We start from the raw sequence: 23623 nt of genomic DNA, 5'->3' as shown, positions 1-23623 counted from the left end.
ATCGTTCGCAGTCGTACGTAACCGCACGGGAGCCGTGCGGAGCCGTGCGGAATCAATCGAAGGTTCCCGCTGGGAATGCGGCGCCCGGTCGGGCCGGGCAAGCCCATCCTAGCCGAGAGGAGGAAGGCCGAGCATGAGCGAGCGGCCGAGGGCGCGCCAGGGTCGGCCGCCGCGCGATCGTGGTATGCGAGGGGCCATGGCGAGCAGGCTTGCAGGGCAGGTCGTCCTGATCACGGGCGCGTCGTCGGGCATCGGCGAGGCGCTCGCCCGGGAGGTCGCCCGGCGCGGCGGCCGCGTCGTCCTCGCGGCGCGGCGGACCGAGCGGCTCGAGGCGCTCGCCGGCGAGGTCCGGGCGTCCGGCGGCGAGGCGATCGCGGCCGCGTGCGACGTCACGCGCGACGGCGACGTGGAGCGCGCCGTCGCGCAGGCGATCGAGGCGTTCGGGCGGCTCGACGTCGCCATCGCGAACGCGGGGTTCGGCGTGATGGGCCGCGTCGAGGACCTCTCGCTCGACGACTTCCGCCGGCAGCTCGAGACGAACGTCTTCGGCGCGCTGCGCACCGTGAAGGCCGCGCTGCCGGAGCTCAAGCGGGCGCGCGGCGGCGTCGCGCTGATGGGCAGCGCGAGCGGCTACCTCGCGTTCCCCACGATGGGCGCGTACACCATGAGCAAGTTCGCGGTGCGCGCGCTCGCCGAGACGCTGCGCGCCGAGCTCCACGCCGACGGCGTCGCGGTCACGCACGTCGCCCCGGGGTTCGTGGACAGCGAGATCCGCCGGATCGACAACGCGGGCAAGCTCCGCGACGGCGCCCGGGAGCCGGTGCCGCGCTGGCTCATCATGCCGACGCCCACGGCGGCGCGGCAGATCATGGACGCCATCGCCGCGCGCCGCGCCGAGGCGATCGTCACCGGCCACGCGAAGCTCGGGGTGTCGCTCGCGCGGTACGCGCCGGGGCTGCTCAACGCGGCCGTCGCGCGGCTCCCGCGCAAGGGTCGTCGCACGGGCGGCTGAGCCGGCGCGGCCCAGAGCGACCTTCGCCCGTCTCTGTTGCATGCGTTGCAGAGCGGCGGTCACCCGCACAGGAGACGGGTCCAGCTCGGCGTTTTCGGCGCGGAAGCGCACTCCGGTGCGCTGAGCACCGAAAACGTCGAGATGGGCCCGTATCCGAAGCGGGTGACCGCCGCTCTAGGGCCCGAGCTCGCGGCGGACGAGCGCCTCGAGGGCGTCGATGAAGCGCGGCCGCGTGTTCACGGCCGGCGCCCGCTCGAGCCGGGCGAGGCCCGCCTCCCGGGCGATGACGTGCGCCTCGACGTCGAGGTCGTAGAGGGTCTCGACGTGATCCGCGACGAAGCCGATCGGCGCGACCAGCGCCTCGCGCGCGCCGCGCGCGGCGAGCGCCTCGAACGTCGACCGGAGATCCGGGCCGAGCCAGGCGTCGCCGGTCATGCCCTGGCTCTGGAACGCGACGAGCACCGGGTTGCCCCGGGGCGCGACGCGGCGCTCCACCTCGGCGGCCATCGCGCGGAACTGGCGCTCGTACGGATCGCCCGCGTCGATGATCCGCTGCGGCAGGCTGTGGGCCGAGAGGATCACCGCCACGCTGGCCCGGCGCTCCTCGGGGAAGCGCGCGAGCGCCTCGTCGATCACCTCGACGAAGGCGTCGATCAGCGCCGGCTCGAGCCCCCACGCGGGCACGCACCGGACCTCTACGCCGCCTTGCTTCGCGGCCGCGTCGCGGACCACGGCGTGGTAGACGTCGACGGACTGCGGCGCGAGCGGCAGCGAGACGACGCGGCGCACGCCGCTCGCGTGGAGCGACGCGAGCACCTCGCCGGGGTACGGATGAAAGAGGCGCCCCGCGATCGCGACCGGGAAGCCGATCCGCGCGGCGAGCGCGTCCGCCTGCGCCTGCGTGATGCGCATGAGCGGCGAGCCGCCGATCCTCTCGAAGCGGCGCCGCACCTCGTCGATCAGCTCCGGCGGGGCGGGCCGGCCGCGGCGGATGTTGGCGAGGAACGCCGGCAGATCGTCGAGCCGCTCGACGGTCCCGTGGCAGCTGAGGAGGACGGCGGTGGTCACGGCGCCACTCTACATCGCCTCCGCGCGGGCAGCGCCGGCGTCGGCGGCGCGTGACGGCGCATGACGGCGCGCCGCCGGCGCCTCGCAGCGGATCACTCCGCGTCCCAGGCGACGACGACGCGATCGTGGCCGATGAGGCCGTTCCTCTTGCGGGCGAGGTGCTGCGCGACGACCCGGTCGCCCGCGGCGTAGATCCGCACCTCCGTGAACGCCAGCCCGTCGTCGGTCTCGATGCCGTCCAGGATCTCCGCCGCGTCCAGCTGCCGCGCCCAGCCCGAGACCGGATCGCGGAAGAGGTCCTCCTGGAGCCGCTCCAGGATCGCCGGCCTCCCGGTGGTGACGTTGGGATGGGCCGGGGGATGCCGACCGCTCACCTCCTCGATCACCGCGTCGTCGGCGTAGATCCGGGAGAGGGCCTCGATGTCCTTGCCCCTCAACGCGCGGGTGATCTCCGCGAGCAACCCGCCGCTCACCCGCTGGGCCGAAGGTCGCGTCCGCTCCGAGCCTTCCATACATGCTTGCATGGGACGCGTCGGCGCGGGCGTCGAGCCCAGGAGGGACGTGTCCGCGATGCCGATGTCGAGCGCTGAGCTCGCACGCCGCGATCTTCGTCCCGGCGAGATTGCGCGACGGGCGGCGAGTTGCAGCGTCCGGACGGACGTGATGAATAGAGAGGGTTATGACGCAGCGCCGCACGGTTGTCCTCGCCGATCTCCACCTCGTGCGCCAGACGCCCGGCGACGTGACCGCCGATCTCGCCCGGTTCGTGGCGGCCCACCCGGGAGCCCGCATCGTGGTCGCGGGCGATCTGTTCGATCTCTCGTCCGAGTCGCCCTGGATGCCGCGGCCGCGCGCGCTGCGCGAGGCGCTCTTCGCGCACCCGACCGCGCGGGCGGCGCTCGCCGAGCACCTCGATCGGGACGGCGAGCTCTGGCTCGCGGGGGGCAACCACGACGCCGAGGTCGGAGCGCCCGACTTCCCGCAGGCGCTGGCCGAGGCGCTCGAGCTGACCGGCGAGGCCCGGTCGCGGATCCGGACGACGCCCTGGTTCTTCCGCGAGGGGGCGATCCACATCGAGCACGGGCACCTGTACGACCCGGACAACGCCCCTGCCCACCCGCTCGTGGTCGGCGAGCGCAGCCTCGGCGTCCACTTCGTCGAGGAGTTCATCGCGCCGACCGGCGCGCACCGCTATCTGCAGGCGAACGACCAGACGCCGCTCCGGCTGTTCCTGTCGGCGTTCACCTGGTACGGCCCCCGCGCGCCGTACGTCATCTACCGCTACTTCCACGCGGCGATCGGCGCGATGCTGAAGAGCGGGCCGCTGTACCGCGCGCGGGGCGAAGCGGAGGTGGGGGCCGAGGTCGTCGAGCGCTTCGCGCACGAGCTCGGGGTGCCGCGCGCGATGGCCGACGGGCTCCTCGGGCTCGCGGCCACGCCGACGCTCGAGAGCGCGGCGAGCACCTTCACGCGGCTGTACTTCGATCGCGTGATCGCGACGCTGTCGATGGGCGCGGGGCTCGCGGCGCTCGGCGTTGGCGCGCGGGAGACCGGCGCCGCGGCGCTGAGCCTCGGCGCGCTGCTGATGGGCGCGAGCTGGGCGAGCGGCCACAACCGCTACGCCGGCACGGTCGCGGAGCGGCTGGCCGAGAGCGCCGGCCGCGTGGCGACGACGACCGGCGCGAAGCTGGTGGTCTTCGGCCACACGCACAAGGAAGCGCTCGGCGACGGGTACGCGAACACCGGCAGCTTCTCGTTCCCGCGCACCGCGCCCGGCAGGCCGTACGTGGAAATCGAGGGGCCGCCGGACGCGCCGCGCGCGGTGAGCCGCTTCTGGAGAGCGGTCGCGTGAAGCGCTGACGACCTAGCTGCCGCTCGCGTGCGCGGTGAGCGCGCCCTCGACCAGGTCGAGCGCGATCGGGACGTCCTCCTCCGGGATCGGCGTCCCGCCGAGCATCGCGGCGAGCAAGCGCTCTCGCGGCTCGGGGCGCAGCAAGAGCGGGCCGCCGCCGCACGTGCGGCACACGAGGCCGCCGCGCGCCGGATCGGCGTGGGCCGACTGCGTCGCGTCGCAAGCGCGCCCGCACCGGACGCACTGCGTGAGCTCGAGACCCCAGCCGAAGGCGGCCAAGAGGCGCAGGCCGGTCTCCGCCAGGAGCGCCTGAGGCGGCGCCACGGACGCCTCGTCGAGCCGATCGAGGAGCTGGTTCAGCTCGCGCCACGCCGCCGGCTCGGCGGTGTGCGCGGGCGCGATCTCGCGCACCCACCGCAGCGCCCGCCCCGCGACCTCGAGGCGCCCGAGATCCCCCACGAGCCGCAGGCGCGGGCGCTCGATCGCGGCCTCGGTGAGCTGGGCCAGCTCGGCGCCGGGGCGGACCTCCAGGGTCACACGCAAGAGGTGCATCGGCTCGAGCGCCGGGAAGCGCTTGGCCGAGCGGCGCGCCCCGCGCGCGGTGGCAGAGAAGAGCCCGGCCTGCTCGGTGAAGAGCCCGACCAGGAGATCGGCTTCACCGAAGGGGACACGCCGGACCAGGAGCGCCTCGGTGCGGAGCCGCTCCGTCCGCGGGCGAACGGATCGGGGCATGGCAGGAGATGGCAGGGAACGGCAGGTTGAACCGCGAGCCGCGGCGAGCGCGCGGCGAAAATTTGGCCCTCAGGCCGAGAGCGAGGTACGAGCCGCCGCGACGGTGCCCTCGGACAGCTCCGGCGGCATGTCGTGGCCGCGGGGCCGGAGCACGATGCTGAGCGCCAGCGTGAACAGGATGAGCAGCAGCACGAACGCGATCGCGACCCCGAACCGCCGGCTCTGGGTGCGGCGCGCGGGCGCCGCGATAGGCAGCGGCGTCACCAGCGCGATCCGGCGGCTCGCCGTGTATCGGGCCAGCACCTCCTCCATCGGGAGCGAGACGGCGCGGGCATACGCCTTCAGGAACCCGCGGACGAACACCTCGCCGGGCAGGTCATCGAAGTGATCTGCCTCGATCCGCTCGATGGAGATCACGGGGATGCGCGTGGCGCGGGCGACCTCCTCCACGCTCATGGCTCGGGCCTCACGCGTGCGTCTCAGGTAGCGTCCGATCGACTCCATCCCATTCCACCCATCGTCATTCGGTCGTCACTCTACTCACCCCGAGAACCGTTGCTCAACCCCTTAACGCTCCCCGAGCTCCTTCTCGGAGCGAGGCGCGCCGAGGACCTATTGCAACGTCTGTAACTGTGCAGCGCAGCGCTGCCCCACCGGCGTCGACGCGTCGATCTCGCGGCACCGCTCGAGATCGGCGCGCGCGTCGTCGACAAGCCCCCTCTTCTCGGCGACGCGGGCGCGCGCGTCGAACGCGTCCTGCAGCCGCCGGCACTCCGGCTGGTCGGTCTCGACCGCCCTGGTGAACGCCTCGCGCGCCAGATCGAGCTCGCCCCGCTTCTCGTAGGCGAGGCCGAGCCGGTACTGCCCCACGCAGAAGAGGGGCTGCGCCGCGACGGCGCGGCGTAGCGCGTCGATCGCCGCGTCGTTGTCGCCCTTGAGCAGGTACGCCCAGCCCAGGTTGCCCCACGACTTCTCCGGCGAGGCGTAGAGGATGTCCCCGGTGAGCGGCTTGAGCACCGCGATCGCCTCGTCGTAGCGCCGCTGGTGCACGAGGATGACCCCCAGCGCGTTCTTCGCGTCCCGCATCTCGGGGTTCGCCTCGAGGGCGCGCCGGGCCATCTTCTCGGCGCTGTCGAACCGGCAGTCGCTCGAGTGGGCGTCGCCGGCGCAGAAGCCGAGCAGGATCAGCGCGCCCAGATAGGCCGCGTCCGCGTTGTCCTCGTCGAGCGCGAGCGCCTTCTCGACGTGCGCGAGCGCCTCGCGCAGGCGGCCGTGCTGGAACGCATCGCGCGCGAGATCGTACTCGGCGAGCGAGCGCGTCTCGTCCGCCTGCGCCGCGGGCTGCGCGCCGCCGCACGCCGCGAGCGGCGCAACCGACGCGACCGCGAGCAGCGACCGGAGCGACAGGACGGCAGCCGCGCCGCGGATGCACCCCGCGCGGGTCGCTGCTGTCATGTGTCGCTGCGATGTCATGTGCGATCTTGATTCCGCTGCTGAGCAACGCCGCAGCGCGGCAGCACGTCAGGGCGAGAGGTGAGCTGCCCTGCGGGGACCCCTGAGTAAACCAGGCCGCTGGTCACGTCAACCCGCGAATCTGCCTTGTAGACGCGGCGCGTCCTCGCGATCGCGATTCCGCTTTCAGCAGATGTCAGGTCAGCCTAGGATGCCGGAGCGGGGGATTCCTGGACCTCACTGTTCGCCGCGGATCTCGTCCTTGAGGCCGAGCAGGCCGAACAACCTCCGCAGCGCCTCGATGTCGGGGATCTCGAGGCGCTCGTCGGCGACGCGCAGGTACTGGCCCTCGCGGAGCTGCTGCACCGCGCGCTTCACGGTGTCGACGTCGAGGCCGACGCGGGTCGACAGCTCCATCGGCGAGATCGCGAACGAGGCGCCGTTCGACGAGGCGCCGCTCGCGGCGCGCGACTGCTGCGCGAGCTTGAGGAGCGCGTTCACCACCTTCGACTGCGTGTCGTTGAGCATCATGATCTCGATCTGGTCCTCCGCGTCGCGGAGCCGACCCACGAGCTGCTTGATGATGCGCAGGGCGACGGCCGGGTTGCGCTCGACGAGGTTCTGCAGCGTGCCCTGATCGAGCGCGAGCGCGACGCCGCGGGACAGCGCGATCGCGGTCGACCAGCGCGCCGCACCGCCGAGGAGCGCGGACTCGCCGAACAGATCGCCGGGCTTCAGGACCATCAGGCTGCGCTCGGCGCCGCGGACCTTCTTGATGAGCCGGATCCTCCCCTCCTCCAGGAGATAGGCCTCGGTCCCGGGCTCGCCCTCGCGGAAGATGACGTCGCCCGCCTCGAAGGGGCGGCCGAACCGGGCGCGGAGCCGCTCGGGATCGGGCGCCGAATCGGCCGGCTCCGCGCGGGCGGAGAGCTCGTCGGGCGCCTCGGGCGCCGCGGGGGGGGTGGAGCGAGGGCGCGCAGGCGCCGCAGCGGGCAGCGGCGCGGGCTCCGCGTCGCTGGAGCTCGAGGCGTCGCGCTCCGCGTCGGGTGCGACGCCGTCCCCTTCAGACGAGCTGGTCATCGGGGCGGAGTGTATCCCAGCTCGGCTGGCTTCGCGTCCGGCGCGCGCACATAGAGCGGCTCGAGGAGCTCCGGGTCGTGCCCGCGGGCCGCGCTCCCGCGCTCGCCGCCCAGCGCGGCGGCCCGGAGCCGGCCCGCCGCGAGGCGCGCGATCCACGCGGCGTCGGGGAAATCCAGCGCCTCGCCGCGGACGGCGAGGGGCCGGAGCACCTCGATCTCCTCGGCGACCGCGCCGACGACGACGATCCGGCGGCCCGCGGCGAGCGCGGCCACCGCGTCGAACGCCGCGTCGCGCGGCAGGTGCCGCGGCGGCATCGACGGCGGCGCGGCGGGCCGGTCGAAGGCGGCGAGGAAGACCTCCCCCTTCTTGGCGTCGATCAGCGGGACGAGCAGATCGCCGGGGGCCGCCGCGCCTCCGGCGAAGGCGGCGGCGGCCATCGCCTCGAGCGACGTGACGCCGGCGATCGGAACGTCGAGCGCGAGCGCGACGCCCTTGGCCGCCGCGACCGCAACGCGCACCCCGGTGAACGAGCCGGGCCCCACGTCGCAGCCGAGCGCCTCGACCGCCGCGGGCGGCACGCCCGCCGCGGCGAGCACCTCGTCGATGGCGCCGAAGATGCGCTCCGCGTGGCCGTGGAGGTCGGCGTACGCCGTCGCGGCGAGCAGGCGCGCCCCCGCGCCCAGCGCCGCCGCGCGCTCGGCGGCGGGGGCGGCGCCGCCCGGAGGCGCGGCCGCCTCGGCGGAACCGTCCAGGTTCGCTGCATCGAAGAGCGCGACGCTGCCGCGCGGGGTCGAGGTCGAGAGGGCGAGGAGCTTCAAGGCGCGCTCGGGAACGTTGCAGACGCGGTGCTGTCTGGCAGAACCACGGGCCACGGGCAACGGGCTTCAGCGAGGTGCTGGGCGCCGCGGCCCCTTCGACCGGGCCCGGGCGCGGAGTGCGAGCGGATGCGCGATCAACGAGCGATGCTGCCGGCGCTCCTCGTCTCGACGCTCGTGCACCTCGGCGCGTGGGGGTCCGCGCGGCTGACCCCGGAGGCGCCCGCGAGCGCTCCCGCCGCGCCCGCGGCGGAGCGCGAGCCCATCGATCTCTGGACCGGCACCACCGCGGCGCTGCCGGGCAGCGGCGGCGCCACGCCCCCGGCCGACGCGCGCGCCGGACCGGAGCGCGCCCCGGCGGCGCCCGCTCCGGCCGACGCCGCCCGGCTCGAGGCGCCCGCGGCGCGCCATGACGAGGCCGGCGGCATGCCGGCGCCGCCCGCGACGGCGCCGCCCGCGACGGCGCCGCGCGTCCAGGCGGCGCCTCGGCCCAGGGCGACGCCGCGGCCCAGGGCGGCGCCGCGGCCCGCGGACGGGCGCCGGGCGCCGGCGGCGGACGAGACCGCCGGCGACGCGGCGCGCCCCGCCGCGGCGCGGACGGGCGCGGGCGAGGGCGGAGAGGGCGACTTCGGGGCGGCCGGCCCGAGCGCGGTGCGCAGCCTCGGGCGCGCGTTCACGAGGGCGATCCCGCCGGCGTGCCAGGCGGATCCGACCTGGGCGACGCTGCCGCTGGGGAGCGCCGGGAAGGCGCGCTTCGTGATCGACATCGACGAGGCCGGGCACATCGCGTCGTGGCGTCCGGAGGGGGAAGAGCCGCCCGCGCGGCACCTCGGCAACCTGGCGAAGCGGACGATCGCGCTGCTCGGCCGAGGGACGTTCGCCGTGGCGCGCGGCGCGGTGACGTCCGGGAAACAGACGCTCGAGATCAGCGCCGTGATCCGCGCCGGCGCCGAGGACGGCGAGACCGGCGCGCCGGCCGATCTGGCGTGGCGCTTCGAGGGCGGTCGCGGCAAGGCGTCGTTCGCCCAGCCCGGCGGCCGCCTGGTCGAGGTCGTCGTCCAGGTGGTGCGCACGGAGGCCGCGCGGGGCGCGCCCCCCGGCTGAGCGCGTCGCGCGACCTCGTGCAGGCCATGGCGGCGCGTCGCCCGCCTGCGCGCGGGGCGCGCTCTCCAGCGCGGTCCCGGCGCTGCTTGCGGTCTCCCCTCGAAGCCCTACGTCCGGCGCGTGGAACGGCTCCGCGCTGCCGCATGGGCGTGTGTCGGGCTCCTCGGCGCCGCGCCGCTCGCCGCCTGCGACGACCGGGCGGCCGCGCTCTCCCGCCCGGCGGCGCCCCGCGAGGCGGCCGGCGCGCCGTGCTCGATCCCGCGCGAGGAGCTGCCGCCGGCGGCCGGCGGCGCGTGGTCCCTGCCGGCGCTGCCCCTGCCCACGCTGATCGAGCAGGTGCGGCCCGTGGTGGTGACCGTCGCCACCCTGCGCGCGACCTCGCTGCCGGACGGGCGCGCGACCCCGACATCCCCCTTCGACCGCAGCGCGCCGCGGGTGGAGCGGGCGATCGGCTCGGGGTTCGTGATCGCCGCGGAGGGGCTCGTGCTGACGAGCGAGCACGTGGTCGGCGACGCGTTCGCCATCGAGGTGCAGCTCTCGGACGAGCGGGCCTTCGAGGCGACCGTGGTCGGGCGCGACCCCGCGCTCGACGTGGCGCTGCTGAAGCTGCGCGGGGCGGGGTCGCTGCGCGCCGCGTCCCTCGGATCGAGCGCTCCGATCCGGCCAGGGGACGACGTCCTCGTGATCGGCAACCCGTTCGGGCTCGGGCCGACGGTGACCCGCGGCATCATCAGCGCGACGTCGAGGCCGATGGGCGCGGGGAGCCTCGACGGGTACCTCCAGACCGACGCCGCCATCAACCCGGGCAACAGCGGCGGGCCGCTCTTCAACGCGGCGGGACAGGTGATCGGCATCGCGACGGCGATCCACGAGGGCGGCCGCGGCATCAGCTTCGCCCTGCCGATCGACGAGGTGCTGGAGATCCTCCCCGAGCTGCGGGAGACCGGCCGCGTGGACCGCGGGCGCCTCGGGATCAGCTTCCAGGAGGTGACGTCGCAGCTCGCGCGCGCGCTCCGGCTCCCCGGCCGGATGGGCGCGCTGATCACCGAGGTCGAGCCGGAGAGCCCCGGGTCGCGCCTGGGCTTCAGGCCCGGCGACGTGATCACGTCGGTCGAGGGGCGCCGCGTCGATCACGCGCGCGAGCTCGCGCGCGAGCTCCGGCGATCCAAGCCCGGGGACGAGGTGAAGATCACCTACAAGCGCGGCGGCGCGGACCGGCGCGCCACGGTGAAGCTCGAGCGATCGGCCCTGCGCGATCCGCCGCCGGGCCGGCGCGCGCCGGACGGCCGCGCCCCCAGGGACGCCGAGGAGCCGCCGTTCGGCGTGCTGGCGAGCGACGCGCTCGAGGGCGCGCTCGTCGAGTCGATCTCGCCGCAGAGCCCGGCGGCCGGCCACCTCGAGGTGGGCGACGTGGTCCTCGACCTGAACGGCGCGCCGGTGCGCGGCGGCGCCGATCTGACGGCGCGCCTGCTCGCGGCCGGGCGCCAGGATCTGCTGCTCCGGGTGCGGCGCAACGGCGCGACCCGGTACCTCGCCGTCCCGGCGCGCTGAACGGGCGCCGCGCCGGCGAGCTCGGTCCACGCGCGTGAGGGCAGGCTGGCGGGCTGGCGGGCTACATGCCCGCGATGGAGGCTGCTACGTTACGCCGCATGGGAGCTTCGGCAGGCGCGAGTTGCCCGATTTGCCGCAAGTCGGCGGGGCCCAGGCCCGAGAACCCGGTCTTTCCGTTCTGCTCGCCCCAGTGCAAGCTGGTGGATCTCGGCCGCTGGCTCGACGGCAGCTACCGGGTGCCTGGCCCACCCGTCTCCTCGACGAACGACGACGAGGCCCTGGAGTCGAGGGGACGGACGGATGGGCTCGGCGGCAACCTTCACGAAGAGGACGAATGATCGCTCGCCGCGCGCTTTGCCTGCTCACCGTTCTCGCGTCAGCCGCCGCGGCGTCCACCGCCGCGGCGCAGCCGGGCCAGCCGGCCCTGGGGGCGTCGCCGGGCGACGGCGCGGCCGCGGCCGCGCCGACGAACCCGTACGATCCTTCGATGCAGGCCGGCGGCCTCGCGCCGCCACCTCCGATGACGACGCCCGAGCCGGAGCCCGTGTCGCCCGACGACACGGAGAGGCGCCTCGACGACGCGAAGAAGGAGGACTCGGGCCGCGGGCTCGAGCTCATCTGGCTGAACGTCGAGGGGGGCTACGAGAACGTCGGCCTCCAGACGTTCAACATCGACGAGGAGGAGCTCACGGCCGGGTTCATCTCCAGCTCGGCGAACGGCGGCGTCCTCGGCGCCGGGGCGGGGGTCCGGCTCCTCTACTTCACGCTGGGCGCGCGCGGGCGGGTCGGGTTCTTCGACGACTGGCAGCTCTTCACCCTCGGCGGCGAGGTCGGCCTGCACCTCCCGCTCGGCCGGCTCGACCCGCACGTCGATCTGGGCTTCGGCTACGCCGGGCTCGGGAGCTTCAAGAGCGCGGTGAGCGGCGCGGCCGACGCCATCGCGATCCGCGGCGTCTACGGGAGGATCTCCGGCGGGCTCGACCTCTATCTCTCGCCGGTCTTCTCGATCGGCGCGAACGCGAGCTGGGAGCTCCTGGCGCTGACCAGGCCCGGGCTCTCCTCGGCGCAGATCGACCGGATCAAGGGCGAGGCCGCCGCCACGCCGCAGCAGGCCAAGGCCGATCTGCTCGCGGCCGAGGGCTCCAGCGTGGGCTCGGCGCTCGCCTTGACCGCGGTCGCCGGGCTCCACTTCTAGCCGCCGCGCCGCCGGCCCCACCGCCCTGCCGCTCGCGCCATGAACGCCGCCTCCGTGCTCCTCTGGCTCGCCACCGTCGCCGCGCCGGTCGGGGGGCTCACCGCGCTCCTCCTCGCGTCGCAGCGCCTCTACGGCAGGCGCCGGTTCGTGGTGGCGACCGCGGTGCTCGGCGCGATCGCGTTCGTGCCGGCGCTGCTGCTCGAGAGCTTCCTCCAGCGCTGGCAAGGCCTCGACAAGAACGCCGGCGCGCTCGACGCGGTGACGCTCGTCTACCTGTTCGCCGTCGCGGCGCCGCTGGAGCAGGGGCTCAAGGTCGCGGCGGTCGCGCCGATCGCCCGGCTGCGCACGGTGGACGAGCCGTTCGACGGGCTCGTCTACGCGGCCGCCGCGGCGCTCGGGTTCGTGTCGGCCCACAACGCCGTGTACCTGTGGGGCCGGCCGCTTTCGTCGATCGACATCGCGCGGGCGCTGCTCGCCGTGCCGGCGCACCTCTCCTTCGCCTCGCTCTGGGGCTACGCGCTGGGCCGCGAGCGCAAGCGGCCGCTGGGCGGGCGCCGCTTCAACGCCGCGTGGCTCGTGGCGATGCTGCTCAACGGCGCCTACGACTACATCGTCTTCGCGTGCCGCCCGGTCGCGCTCTTCCTCGCGGCCCCGGTGCTGCTCGGCCTCGGCGTCGTGGTCTTCCTGGCCGCGCGCGATCTGCTCCGCCGGAGCGCGTCGCCCCACAGCTCGCAGCGCAAGCAGCGCCGCTTCCTGCCCCACATCGCGCCGCCGTCGCTCGGCACGGTGCGCGAGGCGCTGCGGCGCACGGAGCGGCCGGTGATGCTCACCTGGATCGCCTTCGGCGCGCTCGTGACGGTCGGGGTGATGACCACCACGCTCGCCCTCGCCGTCGCGCTCGGCCACCGCTTCGGCGTCGACTTCGCGGCGGTGGATCGCGGCGACGCGTCGACCGCCGCGGCGGCGCCGCTCCTGCTCCTGGTCGCCGGGGCGATCGCGGCGTTCCCGTTCGCCGGCTACCTGGTCGCCCGGGCCTCGTCGACCGGCAGCCTCCTCGAGCCGGCCGCCTCCGCGGCGCTCGCCATCGTCGGCACGCTGGTGCTGCTCGGCCTCGCGGCGCCCGTCGCGGTCGTGTTCGCGACCGCGCTCGCCCCCATCGCCTTCAGCCTCGCGTGCGCGGGCGCCTGGATCGGCACGACGCGCTGAGGGCGCGGCGCGCCCTCGCGACGGGCGCTACGCGGTCGCCGCCTTCGCCGCCGGCTGGTGCTTCGCCACCTCGTCCTGGAACCTGCGGAGCAGCTCCTGCGCCGCGGGCGAGAGGTTGCGCGGCACCTCGACCTGGACGATCACCTGGAGCGAGCCGCGGCCGCGGCCGTCGATCCGCGGCGCGCCCTTGCCCTTGACCGAGATCACCTCGCCGGGCTGGACGCCCGCCGGGACCTCGACGTCGACCGCCGTGTCGTCCGGCAGGTCGATCTTGACCGTGCTGCCGAGCGCCGCGTCGACGAAGGAGATGGGCACGCGCGTGATGAGGTCGAGGCCGTCGCGCTCGAAGCGCTCGTCCGCGGCGAGATCGACGTCGACGTAGAGATCGCCCGGCGGCGCGCCCTGGGCGCCCGGCATGCCCTGGCCCGGCACCCGCAGCCGCTGGCCGCCGTCGATGCCGGCCGGGAAGTTGACCACGACCTTCCGCGTCTTCTCGACCGCCCCGAACCCCTTGCAGACGGCGCACGGCGTCTTGATGACCGACCCCTCGCCCGAGCACTCGGGGCAGGTCTGGGTGAACATCACGAAGCCGCGCGAGGTCGAGACCTGACCGGCGCCGCCGCACGTGCCGCACGGCTTGCGCTTGGTCCCCGGCTTCGCGCCCGAGCCGGAGCACTCGTCGCACGCGACCGGCGTCCGCAGGACGACCTCCCGCTTGCAGCCGAGCAGGGCGTCGCGCAGCGAGAGCCGCTGCTGAACCCGGATGTCCTGGCCGCGCGCCGGCCCACGCCGCCGCCGCTGCCCGCCGCCGAAGCCGCCGAAGAACTCGGAGAAGATGTCCTGGAAGTGCGAGAAGATGTCGCTGTCGGCCGCGCCCCCCATCCCCTCGAGGCCGGCGTGGCCGAACTGGTCGTACCGCCTGCGCTTCTCCTCGTCGGAGAGGACCTGGTACGCCTCGGTGGCCTCTTTGAAGCGAGCCTCCGCCGACGCATCGCCGGGGTTCCGGTCCGGGTGGTACTTCAACGCAGCCTGACGATAGGCCTTGCGAATGTCGTCAGGCGTCGCGTCTCGCGCGAGGCCAAGAACTTCGTAGAAGTCGCGCTTTTCACTCATGAATGGTGGACCGCCGCGTCGATCCTGCCCGACAGGGGGCATAGGCGCCGGCAGACCATAAGTCGTCGCCCGCGCCTGTCAACGCGTAATACAGCGTGAACGCCCAGGTGACCCGGGCGTCGCGAGATCTTCCGTGCGGGCCGCGGGGCTGCTACTGGCCGCGCGGGCCGCGGCGCAGCTACTGGCCGCGGCGCTGGAACGCGGGCGTGTCCCAGTCGGAGTCGAGCGGCGGGACGAAGCTCGCGCGGTCGCGCGGGCCGCCGCCCGCCGACTGCACCTGCGGCGCCGGACGGCGGGTGGCCGGGTACGCGACCTCCTCGTGACGGTGCGGCTGGCGCTGCGTCATGGGAGGAACGCTCGGGGCAGAGCGGGCCGACATCGGCCCGGTCGCGGCGGAGAGCGACGCGCCGATGGAGTGCGCGGAGCCGCGGGGCTGCGCGGCGCTCGCGAGCTGCTGGGGCACCTCGGCGACGAGGTGATCGAAGCCGGTGGCGATGACCGTGACCTTGATCATCTCGCCCATGTTCTCGTCGATCGTCGCGCCGAAGATGATGTTCGCGTCCTCGTGCGCCTGCTCCTGCACGAGCGTCGCGGCCTCCTCGATCTCGCGCATCCGCATGTCGGGGCCGCCGACGATGTTGATGAGCACGCCCGTCGCGCCCTCGACGGAGATGTCGTCGAGCAGCGGCGAGCTGACGGCCATCTCGGCGGCGAGGCGAGCGCGGCCCTGCCCCTTCGCGCAGCCGGTGCCCATGAGCGCGCGACCCATGTTCGACATCACCGTCTTCACGTCCGCGAAGTCGACGTTCACGATCCCGTTCTGCGTGATGAGATCGCTGATGCCCTTGATCGCCTGGTAGAGGACCTCGTCCGCCTTGCGGAACGCCTCGACGAACGAGAGGTCCTCGTCGCCGAGCGTGAGGAGCTTCTGGTTCGGGATCGTGATCAGCGTGTCGACGTGCTCGGCGAGCATGGCGAGGCCGAGCTCGGCGCGGCGCGAGCGCTGCTTGCCCTCGAAGAAGAACGGCTTCGTCACGACGCCGACGGTCAGGCACCCCTCCTCGCGCGCGAGCTGCGCGATGACCGGCGCGGCGCCGGTGCCGGTGCCGCCGCCCATCCCCGCGGTGACGAACACCATGTCCGCGCCCTGGATGCACTCCTTCACCCGGGTCACGTCCTCGAGCGCCGCCTTGCGGCCCTTCTCGGGATCGGCGCCCGCGCCGAGACCGCGCGTGACGCTCGCCCCGATGTGGAGCTTGGTCGGCGCGAGGCTCGCTCCGAGCGCCTGGGCGTCGGTGTTGACGACGATGAACTCCACGCCCTCGAGGCCGAAGTTGATCATCGTGTTGACTGCATTGCCGCCAGAACCGCCACAACCGATGACCTTGATCCGGGCGTCGTACCCGGTGTGCTCGTCGGCAAACTCGATGGAGAAACTCATGAACTCCTCCCGGGGATGTACAGCTAGCCGCTCGGCCCGGCGCCGACCCTCGCGGAGGTCGAGCGGCACGGAACCCTAAGTATGCGAGGACGTCCTCGCTCCGGACGGCGTTCAGAGGGGCGCCTCTTCCCCTTCGAACACCGCTTTTCAGACCCTCTTGACTTTGCGTTCAAGAGGGCTCGCCAGCGCGTTCTCCGGCCCTCTCAAACCCAATTGTCTAACAACTTTCTCTTGCTACGTCATGCCTAGAATGCTGCTCGCAGCCAGTTCCAGAACCTCCCGCTCGACCTCTTTTCAATCTGCATTTCTTCGATGACTTCCCGGCGCGGCTCGCGCTCTCGGAGCCTCTCGCGGCGGCCCTCCGCGCGGCCGGCGTGAGCGGCCTCGTGCGTCACCGGCGTGAGCGCGCGCGCCTGCGCGAGAGCGTTGGCGCCGTACTGAACGAGGCCAACCCCGGTCGCGTACTGCGGGCCAGCCACGAGCTGCGTGATGCCTCGCACGCCGACCGGCACGCCGAGGCGCACCGGCATACCGAGGATCTCCTCGGCGAACTCGGTCATCCCCTCCATCAGGACGCCCCCGCCGGTGACCACCGCGCCGGCCGAGAGCTGCTCCAGCATGCCGGTGTCCTCGATCCGCTTGCGGATGACCGCGAAGATCTCCTCGACGCGCGGCTCGATGATGTCCGACAGGACGCGGCGCGCCGCCTTGCGCGGCAGGTGCCCGCCCACGCCGGGGACCTCGATCTCCTCCTCGTCGCCGACCATGCGGCCGAGGGCGCAGCCGGCGTTGCGCTTCAGGCGCTCGGCCTCGCCCATCGGCGTGCGCAGCCCGGCCGCGATGTCCGCGGTCACGTTGTTTCCGCCCGCCGGGATCACGCTGGCGTGCGCGATGCCGCCGTCCACGTAGAGGAGCAGGTCGGTCGTGCCGCCGCCGATGTCGATGATGGCGACGCCGATCTCCTTCTCGTCCTCGGAGAGCACCGCCTCGGCGCTGGCGAGCGGCTCCAGCACGACGTCGGCCACGGTGAGGCCGCAGCGCTCGGCGCAGCGGACGACGTTCTGGACGCACGAGGTCGCGGCGGTGATGAGGTTCACCTTCACCCCGAGCCGGACGCCGCTCATGCCGACCGGGTCGCGGATGCCGTCCTGGTTGTCGACCGTGAACTCGCGCGGCAGGACGTGCAGGATCTGGCGATCGGCGTCGACCGGGATGGCCCGCGCGCCCTCGAGGACGCGCTCGACGTCGAGCCGGGTGACCTCGCCGCCCGAGACCGCGGCGACGCCGTCGGACTGCTGGCAGCGGATGTGGCTGCCCGCGACGCCGGCGTAGACGGTGCGGATCTCGACGCCCGCCATCGTCTGCGCGGCCTCGATCGCCTCGGCGATCGAGCGCACCGTCCAGTCGATGTTGCTCACCACGCCCTTCCTCAGGCCGCGGCACGGGACGTTGCCCACCCCGAGGATGGTGATCCCATCAGCGTCGATCTCGCCAACGACCGCCGAGACCTTGGTCGTCCCGATGTCGAGGCCGACGACGATCTCAGTAGTCTCCATCCGGCTCTTCATTGCGTGCACCACCTCATGCGGGGACGAGCCCCATGCGCGTGTCAGGCGGGCACGACGCTGCCACGAGCCGAGAGAACCGGCCAAGTTTTGCTCGGCGATCGCCGGCGCGGAGAGCGGGCGCGACGGCGGTCATCTCATCCTCACGACGACGCGCTCGGGGTGCGCGTCGTTGTCCAGGAAGATCACCGACGCGCTCGCCTTCCGCTGGGCGAGCTCGGTGAGCACCCGCGCCGCCTGGCCGACCTTGTCGCGGTAGGGCGGCTGCCCGAGGTGGAGCGCGATCCCCTCCTTGCCGATGGTGATGACGACCGACCCGTCCCGCTCGACGTGGAGCTCCTGGATCGGATAGCGGCGGGCGACGCCGGCGCGCTCCATGTCCTCGACGACGTCGAGCAGGCGCCGGACCGCGATGACGACGCCGGCGCGATCGCGCGCCACCTGCTCGCCCGTGATCCCCGTGACGATCGGGAGATCGAACGGGTCGTCCTCGGCGAGCTCCTTGAAGAGCTCGCCGTCGCGCGTCGCGAGGTAGAGATCGCCGCCGATCGCGACGAGGGCCTGCGCCTCCCGCTCGACGACGCTGACGTGGACCGTCGAGGGGAGCTTTCGGGTGACCGTCGCCTTCTCGATCCAGGGATCGGTGGAGATCGAGGCGCTGGCGAGCTCGAGGTCGAGCGTGAAGATGTTCTTGCCGACCTCGATGCCGCCGGAGCTCGCGACCTGCTCGGCGGAGCGGCGCACCGCGCCGTCGACGAGCACCGTGCGCACGGCGAAGCGGGGGCTCGACACGATGTAGCGGCGCGCGCCCCACGCGACCGCGGTCGACGCGATGAGCACGACGGCGGCGCCCGCGAGCAGCTGGAGCGCGCGGAGGTGGCGCGAGATCGGCCGCGCCGGGCGCGCCCCCGCGGGCGAGCCGCTCGAAGGCGGCGGGCGCGGCGGGCGCACGGAGACGCTCGTCGCGGGCGGGGGCGGCGACTCGTGCGACGACGGGGTCGGCGGCCGGACGCGCTCGTTCTTCGGCGCCGGCGCGGCGGCCACGGGCTCCGGCTTCGAGCCGCGCGCGGGCGCCGCCCGGCCAGGCGGCGCGGGGGGCGCCGTCGACGCGCGACGGCGGTTCGGCGGCGGGGCGCTCGGGCGCTCGGTCATGGGCTGCCCTCCTGCGGCGCCCTCGCCTCGAGGCGCGCCTTGAGCTCCCGCACGCAGGCGTTCACGTCGCCGGCGCCGAGCGCGATGACCACGTCGCCCGGCCGGACGATCTGCTCGAGCGCCTCCGCGAGGTCGGCCTTGTCCGCGACGTAGCGCGCGTCGTGGTGGCCGTGCTCCCGGATCGACTGGACGAGGCGCTCGGCGGTGACGCCGGGGATCGGCGCCTCGCCCGCGGGGTAGATGTCCGTGACGAGCAGCACGTCGGCCTGGTTGAAGGCGCGCGTGAACTCGTCGAAGAGGTCGCGCGTGCGGGTGTGCCGGTGCGGCTGGAAGGCCACGACGACGCGGTGGTCCTCGCCGGGGAACGCGCGCCGTGCCGCGTCGACGGTGGCGCGGATCTCGGCCGGGTGGTGGCCGTAGTCGTCGATCAGCGTGACGCCGCCGATCGACCCGACGACGGTGAAGCGGCGCGCGACGCCGCCGAACGTGGCGAGCGCCTGCTTGGTAACGTCGAGCGGCACCTCGAGCTCGTCCGCGACCGCGATCGTGGCGAGGCAGTTCAGGACGTTGTGCGCGCCGGGCATCTTCACCGTGAACCCGCCGAGCGGCTCGCCCCGGCGGTACGCGTTGAAGCTCGTCTCCAGGCCGCGGAACTGGATGCCGCGCGCCGAGTAGTCCGACTGCGGCGAGACGCCGTACGTGACGTGGCGGCGCGGGATGCGCGGGAGCAGATCCTGGACGTGCGGGTGGTCGAGGCAGAGCACGGCCAGCCCGTAGAACGGCACGCGCGCGGCGAACTCGACGAAGGCGTCCTTGATGCGCTCGTGCGTGCCGTAGTGATCGAGGTGCTCGGGGTCGATGTTGGTGACGACCGCGATCGTCGGGGTGAGCCGCAGGAACGAGCCGTCGCTCTCGTCGGCCTCGGCGACGAGCAGGTCGCCGGCGCCGAGCCGCGCGTTCGTGCCGAGCGCCGCCATCTTGCCGCCGACGACGACAGTGGGATCGAGGCCGGCGGCGCGCAGGACCGTGGCGACGAGGGAGGTCGTGGTGGTCTTGCCGTGCGAGCCCGCGATGGCGACGCCGTACTTCACGCGCATCAGCTCGGCGAGCATCTCCGCGCGGCCGATCGCCGGGATCCCGAGCGCGCGCGCCTCGGTGAGCTCGGGGTTGTCGGGCCGGATGGCGCTCGAGTACACGACGACGTCGACGCCGCGGACGTTCTCGGCGCGGTGGCCGATGTCGATCCGGACGCCGAGCGACGTGAGCCGCCGCGTGGTCGAGCTCTCCTTGAGGTCCGAGCCGGAGACCTCGAACTCGAGCGAGCGCAGGATCTCGGCGAGGCCGCTCATCCCGACGCCCCCGATGCCGACGAAGTGAACGTGGCGAACCCGACCGCGGAACATCAGCCTGCCTCCTCCCGACCGAGGGCAGCACCGAGCGGCGCGGCCTCTTCCATCACGGCGCCGCGCTGCGCCTCCCCGCCGCGCGCCGCGCGGCCGAAGAGGGCCGGGAGGCGCAGCGCGCGGTGGCGCGGAGCTCGCGCGAGCTCGAGCAGATCGGCGGCGACGCGCGCCGCGGCGTCCGGCGTGGCGAAGGCCGCCGCGGCGTCCGCCATGCGGGCGCGGAGCGCGGGCGCGGCCGCGAGCCGGGCGATCTCGCCGGCGAGGCGCGCCTCGGTGGCGTCGGCCTGGGCGATCGCCACCGCGGCGGAGGCCCGCTCGAGGGACTGCGCGTTCTTCAGCTGGTGATCGTCGGCCGCGAACGGGTACGGGATCAGGATCGACGGGCGCCCGACGGCGCAGAGCTCGGCCAGCGTCGAGGCGCCGGCGCGGGCGATCACGACGTCGGCCGCGGCGAGCGCCTCGGCCACGTCGTCGATGAACGGGACGACGCGGGCGCGCTCCGCGAGGCCGAGCTCGGCGTAGAGCGACCGGACCGCGGCCTCGCGGTCCCTGCCCGTCTGGTGCACGACCTCGAGGTCGACGCCGCGCTCGCGGCCCTGCGCGATCGCGCGCGGGACGACGTCGTTCAGGGCGAGCGCGCCCTGGCTGCCGCCGAGCACGAGCAGGCGGAGCTTGCCCTCGCGCGGCGCGTACGGCGCGCGGGCGAAGGCGCGCCGGAGCGGGACGCCGAAGAGGCGCACGGTGCTCGGGCGCAGCGCGCGCGCCGCCTCCGGGAAGGCGACGTACGCGCGATCGACGATGGGCGAGAGGAGCCGGTTCGAGAGCCCGAGGACGCTGTTCGGCTCCAGGATCGCGACCGGCACGCCGAGCGAGCGCGCCGCGAGGGAGACCGGGCCGCCGGCGTACCCGCCGAGCGAGAGGACGACGCGGGCGTCGAGCCGCTCGACGAGGCGCCTCGCCTCCGGGAGGACGCGGCCCGCGCGGGCGGCGCCGCGCACGAAGCCGGAGAGCCCGCCCCCGCGGAGCGGCAGGACGTGGAGCAGCTCGAGGGTGTCGCCGCGCTCGCCCATGACGCGCACCTCGATGCCGCGCGCGGTGCCGACGTAGACGACGCGCGCGTCGCGCGCCGCGGCGCGGACCGCGTCGCCGACGGCGACCATCGGGAAGACGTGGCCGCCGGTGCCGCCTCCGGCGATCAGGACGGTCACCACGCGCCGCCCCCTTCGGCCGAGGTGGCGATCACGGCGGACGCGCTCGGCGCGTTCGGGACGGGCGAAGCGCCCGCCGCGCCGCCCCGAGCGGCGGCCACCGGGGTCCGCGCGCGGCTGATGCTGAGCAGGATGCCCGCGGCCGCGGCGTTCACGAGCAGCGACGAGCCGCCGTAGCTGAGGAACGGCAGCGTGAGCCCCTTCGTCGGGAGGATCGCCATCGCGACGGCGAGGTTCGTCATCGCCTGCACGCCGAAGAGCGTCGCGATGCCGAACGCCATGAAGCTGCCGTAGTCGTCGTCGGCCTCGAGGGCGATCTTCACGCCCCGCGAGACGATGACGAGGTACGCCGCGCAGAGGCCGACGATGCCGACGAAGCCGAGCTCCTCGCCCACGATCGCGGACACGAAATCGGTGTGCGCCTCCGGCAGGTAGAGCACCTGCAGCCCCCGCCCGAGCCCGAGGCCGAAGACCCCGCCGGAGCCGAAGCTCATGACCGACTGGAACGGCTGGTACGCCAGGTCGGCGCGGTTGTTGTCCATGTCGATCCACGCGAGGTAGCGCGCGTAGCGGTAGCCGCTGAAGCGCACGAGCGCGGCGGCGGCGAGCGCCATCAGCATGGAGAACGCGGCGATGTACGGGACGCGCGCGCCCGCGACGAACAGCAGCGTGAAGGTCAGGAAGAGCAGCACGACCGCGCTGCCGAAGTCGGGCTGCTTGAGGCAGAGGAGCATCAGGAGCCCGACCACGATGAGGTGCGGGAGGAAGCCGACGGAGAACGACTTGATGCGGTCGGCCTTCTTGGAGAGCGAGTAGGCGAGCCAGACGACGATCCCGAGCTTCGCCACCTCGGCCGGCTGCACGTTGATCGGGCCGAGCGCGAGCCACCGGTACGCGTTGCCCGCCTTGTGGCCGAGCCCCGCCACGCAGGCGACGAGCATCGCGGTCACGGCGATGAGCACCGGGTACGTGAGGACCTTGATCCGGCGGTAATCGATGCGGCTCGTGATCCACATCGTGGCGATCGCGAGGACCGCGTAGACGGCCTGGCGCTTGAGGAAGAACTGCGCGTCCTTGTAGCGCACGGTCGCCTCGACGGCGCTCGCGCTGTAGACCATCACCACGCCGAACCCGATGAGCGCGGTGACGACGGCCGCGAGCAGGGCGTCGACCGGCCCCGAGGGGCTCGACCCCTTCCAGAAAGCCTCGGCGGCCGCGAGGGCCGCGCCGGGCGCCGCCTTGTCCTGCTCCGAGGGACCGATGTGCCGGTTCTTGGGCGCGCCTTCGCCCGCGCCGAGCTTGCCGCTCCACATCACGACGCCACCTCCCCGGCGGCTCGCTCCAGCGCGCGGACCGCGCGGACGAAGGCGTCGCCGCGGTCCTTGTAGTCGCGGAACATGTCGAAGCTGGAGCACGCGGGGCTGAGCAGCACCGCGTCGCCCGGCCGGGCGAGCGAGCGCGCGGCGCGGACCGCCTCGTCCATCGAGCCCGCCCGCGCGATCGGCAGGGCGCCCTCCGCCGCGGCGGCGATGCGGTCGGCGGCCTCGCCGAGGACGACGAGGGCGCGCCCCCGCTCGCGCAGCGCGGCCACGAGCGGCGCGTAGTCGCCGAGCTTGTCGCGCCCGCCCGCGATCAGCACCGCCTTCGCCTCGCGCAGTCCGGAGAGCGCCGCGACCGAGGCCCCGACGTTCGTCCCCTTCGAGTCGTCGTAGTAGCGGACCCCGTCGACGTCGGCGACGAGCACGGTCCGGTGCGGGAGCCCCTCGAAGCGCGCGAGCGCGTCGGCGATCGCCGCCGGAGGGGCGCCGAGCGCGGCCGCCAGCGCGACGGAGGCGCAGGCGTTCGCGAGGTTGTGCGCGCCCGTGAGGCGGACGCGCTCCAGCGGGTAGCTCGCGCCGGCGACGCGATCGACGATCGCGCCGCCCGAGGCGCTCACGTCGGCGCGGGCGTCGCGCGCGCTGAACGTCACCGCGCGGGCGCGCCCGCGCGCCGCCTGGCGGGCGACGAGGTCGTCGCCGAAGGGCACGACCGCGACGTCCTCTGGCGTCATCCGCTCGAACGGGTTGCCCTTCGCGTCCGCGTACGCCGCGAAGCTCGGGTAGCGATCGAGGTGATCGTCCGTGATGTTCAGCAGGGCGTGCGCGCGGGCGTGCAGGGTCGGGACGCGCTCCGCCTGGAAGCTCGAGATCTCGAGGACGAGGGCGTCCCACGCCTCCCCGACGGCCTCGGCGAGCGGGGTCCCGAAGTTGCCGCCGACGAAGGTGCGGAGGCCGGCGCTCTCGAGCATCGCGCCCGTGAGCGCCGTCGTCGTGCTCTTGCCGTTGGTCCCGCCGACGAGCACGATCGGCGCCGACACGAAGCGCGACGCGAGCTCGAGCTCGCCGATGACCTCGCGCCCGGAGCGCTCGACGGCGTCGAGCGCGGGGAACGACGGCACGCCCGGCGAGACGACCACGAGGTCGGCGCCGTCGAACAGCGCCGGATCGTGCCCGCCCGGCGCGAGGACGGCGCCCTCCGCCTCGAGGGACGCGGCCGCGGCGGAGAGCCGCTCGCGCGGCGCCCCGTCGTTCGCGATCACGCGCGCGCCGCGCGCAAGGAGGAGGCGCGCGGCCGCGACGCCGCTCCGCCCGAGCCCGACGACGATCACTGTTCGCCCGCGGACGTCCATCATGCC

22 protein-coding genes are annotated in these 23623 nt (G+C 74.3%); 7 read left to right on the top strand and 15 right to left on the bottom strand.

All coding sequences use genetic code 11. The features are described from left to right. Window positions 1-196: 196 nt before the first annotated feature. The gene (locus tag WMF33_RS10550) at window positions 197-1012 is read left to right on the top strand and encodes an SDR family oxidoreductase (protein WP_437337027.1); all 816 of its coding nucleotides are present in this window, start codon (window positions 197-199) and stop codon (window positions 1010-1012) included. Between the two features lie 174 nt (window positions 1013-1186). Here the strand turns inward: WMF33_RS10550 and hemH are convergent, their stop codons facing one another. Together hemH and WMF33_RS10540 are read right to left on the bottom strand one after the other, a co-directional pair. Next, on the bottom strand, window positions 1187-2080 hold the full coding sequence (gene hemH, locus WMF33_RS10545) for a ferrochelatase (RefSeq protein WP_437337026.1): 894 nt from the start codon (window positions 2078-2080) through the stop codon (window positions 1187-1189). Window positions 2081-2172: 92 nt separating this feature from the next. Further along, window positions 2173-2592: a hypothetical protein gene (locus WMF33_RS10540; protein WP_437337025.1), complete on the bottom strand. Its 420-nt coding sequence runs from the start codon at window positions 2590-2592 to the stop codon at window positions 2173-2175. A gap of 167 nt (window positions 2593-2759) precedes the next feature. Between WMF33_RS10540 and WMF33_RS10535 the strand changes: the two genes are divergently transcribed. Beyond that, complete coding sequence (locus WMF33_RS10535) at window positions 2760-3932, top strand: hypothetical protein (RefSeq protein WP_437337024.1); 1173 nt, start codon at window positions 2760-2762, stop codon at window positions 3930-3932. A 12-nt stretch (window positions 3933-3944) separates the two neighbouring features. Here WMF33_RS10535 and recO read toward each other — a convergent pair whose 3' ends face one another. The 5 genes from recO to tsaB form a co-directional block, all read right to left on the bottom strand. Beyond that, window positions 3945-4664: a DNA repair protein RecO gene (recO, locus tag WMF33_RS10530; RefSeq protein WP_437337023.1), complete on the bottom strand. Its 720-nt coding sequence runs from the start codon at window positions 4662-4664 to the stop codon at window positions 3945-3947. Window positions 4665-4733: 69 nt separating this feature from the next. Continuing rightward, complete coding sequence (locus WMF33_RS10525; protein ID WP_061622925.1) at window positions 4734-5168, bottom strand: helix-turn-helix domain-containing protein; 435 nt, start codon at window positions 5166-5168, stop codon at window positions 4734-4736. Between the two features lie 108 nt (window positions 5169-5276). Next, window positions 5277-6119, bottom strand: a complete 843-nt coding sequence (locus WMF33_RS10520) for a tetratricopeptide repeat protein (protein ID WP_437337022.1) — start codon at window positions 6117-6119, stop codon at window positions 5277-5279. Window positions 6120-6353: 234 nt separating this feature from the next. Then, window positions 6354-7196 carry a Crp/Fnr family transcriptional regulator gene (locus tag WMF33_RS10515; RefSeq protein ID WP_437337021.1) on the bottom strand — a complete coding sequence of 281 codons (843 nt, stop codon included), beginning with the start codon at window positions 7194-7196 and terminating at the stop codon, window positions 6354-6356. Further along, window positions 7193-8014: a tRNA (adenosine(37)-N6)-threonylcarbamoyltransferase complex dimerization subunit type 1 TsaB gene (gene tsaB, locus WMF33_RS10510; protein ID WP_437337020.1), complete on the bottom strand. Its 822-nt coding sequence runs from the start codon at window positions 8012-8014 to the stop codon at window positions 7193-7195. The genes WMF33_RS10515 and tsaB overlap by 4 nt, the downstream gene beginning before the upstream one ends. Window positions 8015-8140: 126 nt before the next feature. On the opposite strand from tsaB, the gene WMF33_RS10505 reads away from it, so the two are divergent. From WMF33_RS10505 to WMF33_RS10485, 5 genes are all read left to right on the top strand, one after another. Continuing rightward, window positions 8141-9115 carry a hypothetical protein gene (locus tag WMF33_RS10505; RefSeq protein ID WP_437337019.1) on the top strand — a complete coding sequence of 325 codons (975 nt, stop codon included), beginning with the start codon at window positions 8141-8143 and terminating at the stop codon, window positions 9113-9115. 120 nt (window positions 9116-9235) lie between these two features. Continuing rightward, the gene (locus tag WMF33_RS10500) at window positions 9236-10666 is read left to right on the top strand and encodes a trypsin-like peptidase domain-containing protein (protein WP_437337018.1); all 1431 of its coding nucleotides are present in this window, start codon (window positions 9236-9238) and stop codon (window positions 10664-10666) included. Between the two features lie 98 nt (window positions 10667-10764). Further along, complete coding sequence (locus tag WMF33_RS10495; protein WP_437337017.1) at window positions 10765-11004, top strand: DNA gyrase inhibitor YacG; 240 nt, start codon at window positions 10765-10767, stop codon at window positions 11002-11004. Next, on the top strand, window positions 11001-11861 hold the full coding sequence (locus WMF33_RS10490; RefSeq protein WP_437337016.1) for a hypothetical protein: 861 nt from the start codon (window positions 11001-11003) through the stop codon (window positions 11859-11861). Before WMF33_RS10495 ends, WMF33_RS10490 begins: the two co-directional genes overlap by 4 nt. Before the next feature lie 39 nt (window positions 11862-11900). Continuing rightward, entirely contained in the window at window positions 11901-13067 is a 1167-nt protein-coding gene (locus tag WMF33_RS10485; protein ID WP_437337015.1) for a PrsW family intramembrane metalloprotease, read from the top strand. Between the two features lie 27 nt (window positions 13068-13094). Here the strand turns inward: WMF33_RS10485 and dnaJ are convergent, their stop codons facing one another. The 8 genes from dnaJ to murD all read right to left on the bottom strand — a co-directional run bounded on the left by dnaJ (window position 13095) and on the right by murD (window position 23620). Beyond that, window positions 13095-14180, bottom strand: a complete 1086-nt coding sequence (gene dnaJ / locus WMF33_RS10480; protein ID WP_044985705.1) for a molecular chaperone DnaJ — start codon at window positions 14178-14180, stop codon at window positions 13095-13097. Window positions 14181-14358: 178 nt separating this feature from the next. After that, on the bottom strand, window positions 14359-15621 hold the full coding sequence (gene ftsZ, locus WMF33_RS10475; RefSeq protein ID WP_437337014.1) for a cell division protein FtsZ: 1263 nt from the start codon (window positions 15619-15621) through the stop codon (window positions 14359-14361). A gap of 245 nt (window positions 15622-15866) precedes the next feature. Continuing rightward, on the bottom strand, window positions 15867-17189 hold the full coding sequence (ftsA, locus tag WMF33_RS10470; RefSeq protein ID WP_437337013.1) for a cell division protein FtsA: 1323 nt from the start codon (window positions 17187-17189) through the stop codon (window positions 15867-15869). Between the two features lie 129 nt (window positions 17190-17318). Further along, window positions 17319-18338, bottom strand: coding sequence for a cell division protein FtsQ/DivIB (locus WMF33_RS10465; RefSeq protein WP_437337012.1), 1020 nt, complete (start codon window positions 18336-18338; stop codon window positions 17319-17321). Continuing rightward, window positions 18335-19741 carry a UDP-N-acetylmuramate--L-alanine ligase gene (gene murC, locus WMF33_RS10460; RefSeq protein ID WP_437337011.1) on the bottom strand — a complete coding sequence of 469 codons (1407 nt, stop codon included), beginning with the start codon at window positions 19739-19741 and terminating at the stop codon, window positions 18335-18337. Before murC ends, WMF33_RS10465 begins: the two co-directional genes overlap by 4 nt. Beyond that, the gene (murG, locus tag WMF33_RS10455) at window positions 19741-20952 is read right to left on the bottom strand and encodes an undecaprenyldiphospho-muramoylpentapeptide beta-N-acetylglucosaminyltransferase (protein ID WP_437337010.1); all 1212 of its coding nucleotides are present in this window, start codon (window positions 20950-20952) and stop codon (window positions 19741-19743) included. Before murG ends, murC begins: the two co-directional genes overlap by 1 nt. Further along, entirely contained in the window at window positions 20946-22262 is a 1317-nt protein-coding gene (gene ftsW / locus WMF33_RS10450; protein ID WP_437339464.1) for a putative lipid II flippase FtsW, read from the bottom strand. Before ftsW ends, murG begins: the two co-directional genes overlap by 7 nt. Next, entirely contained in the window at window positions 22262-23620 is a 1359-nt protein-coding gene (gene murD / locus WMF33_RS10445) for a UDP-N-acetylmuramoyl-L-alanine--D-glutamate ligase (protein WP_437337009.1), read from the bottom strand. The genes ftsW and murD overlap by 1 nt, the downstream gene beginning before the upstream one ends. Window positions 23621-23623 lie beyond the last annotated feature (3 nt).

Origin of the sequence: Sorangium sp. So ce394, assembly GCF_051474665.1 — a bacterium.
In the GTDB taxonomy this organism is placed as follows: Bacteria; Myxococcota_A; Polyangia; order Polyangiales; family Polyangiaceae; genus Sorangium; species Sorangium cellulosum_D.
The sequence above is the reverse complement of the archived record's forward strand: the minus strand, read 5'-3'. Positions and strand labels throughout refer to the sequence as shown.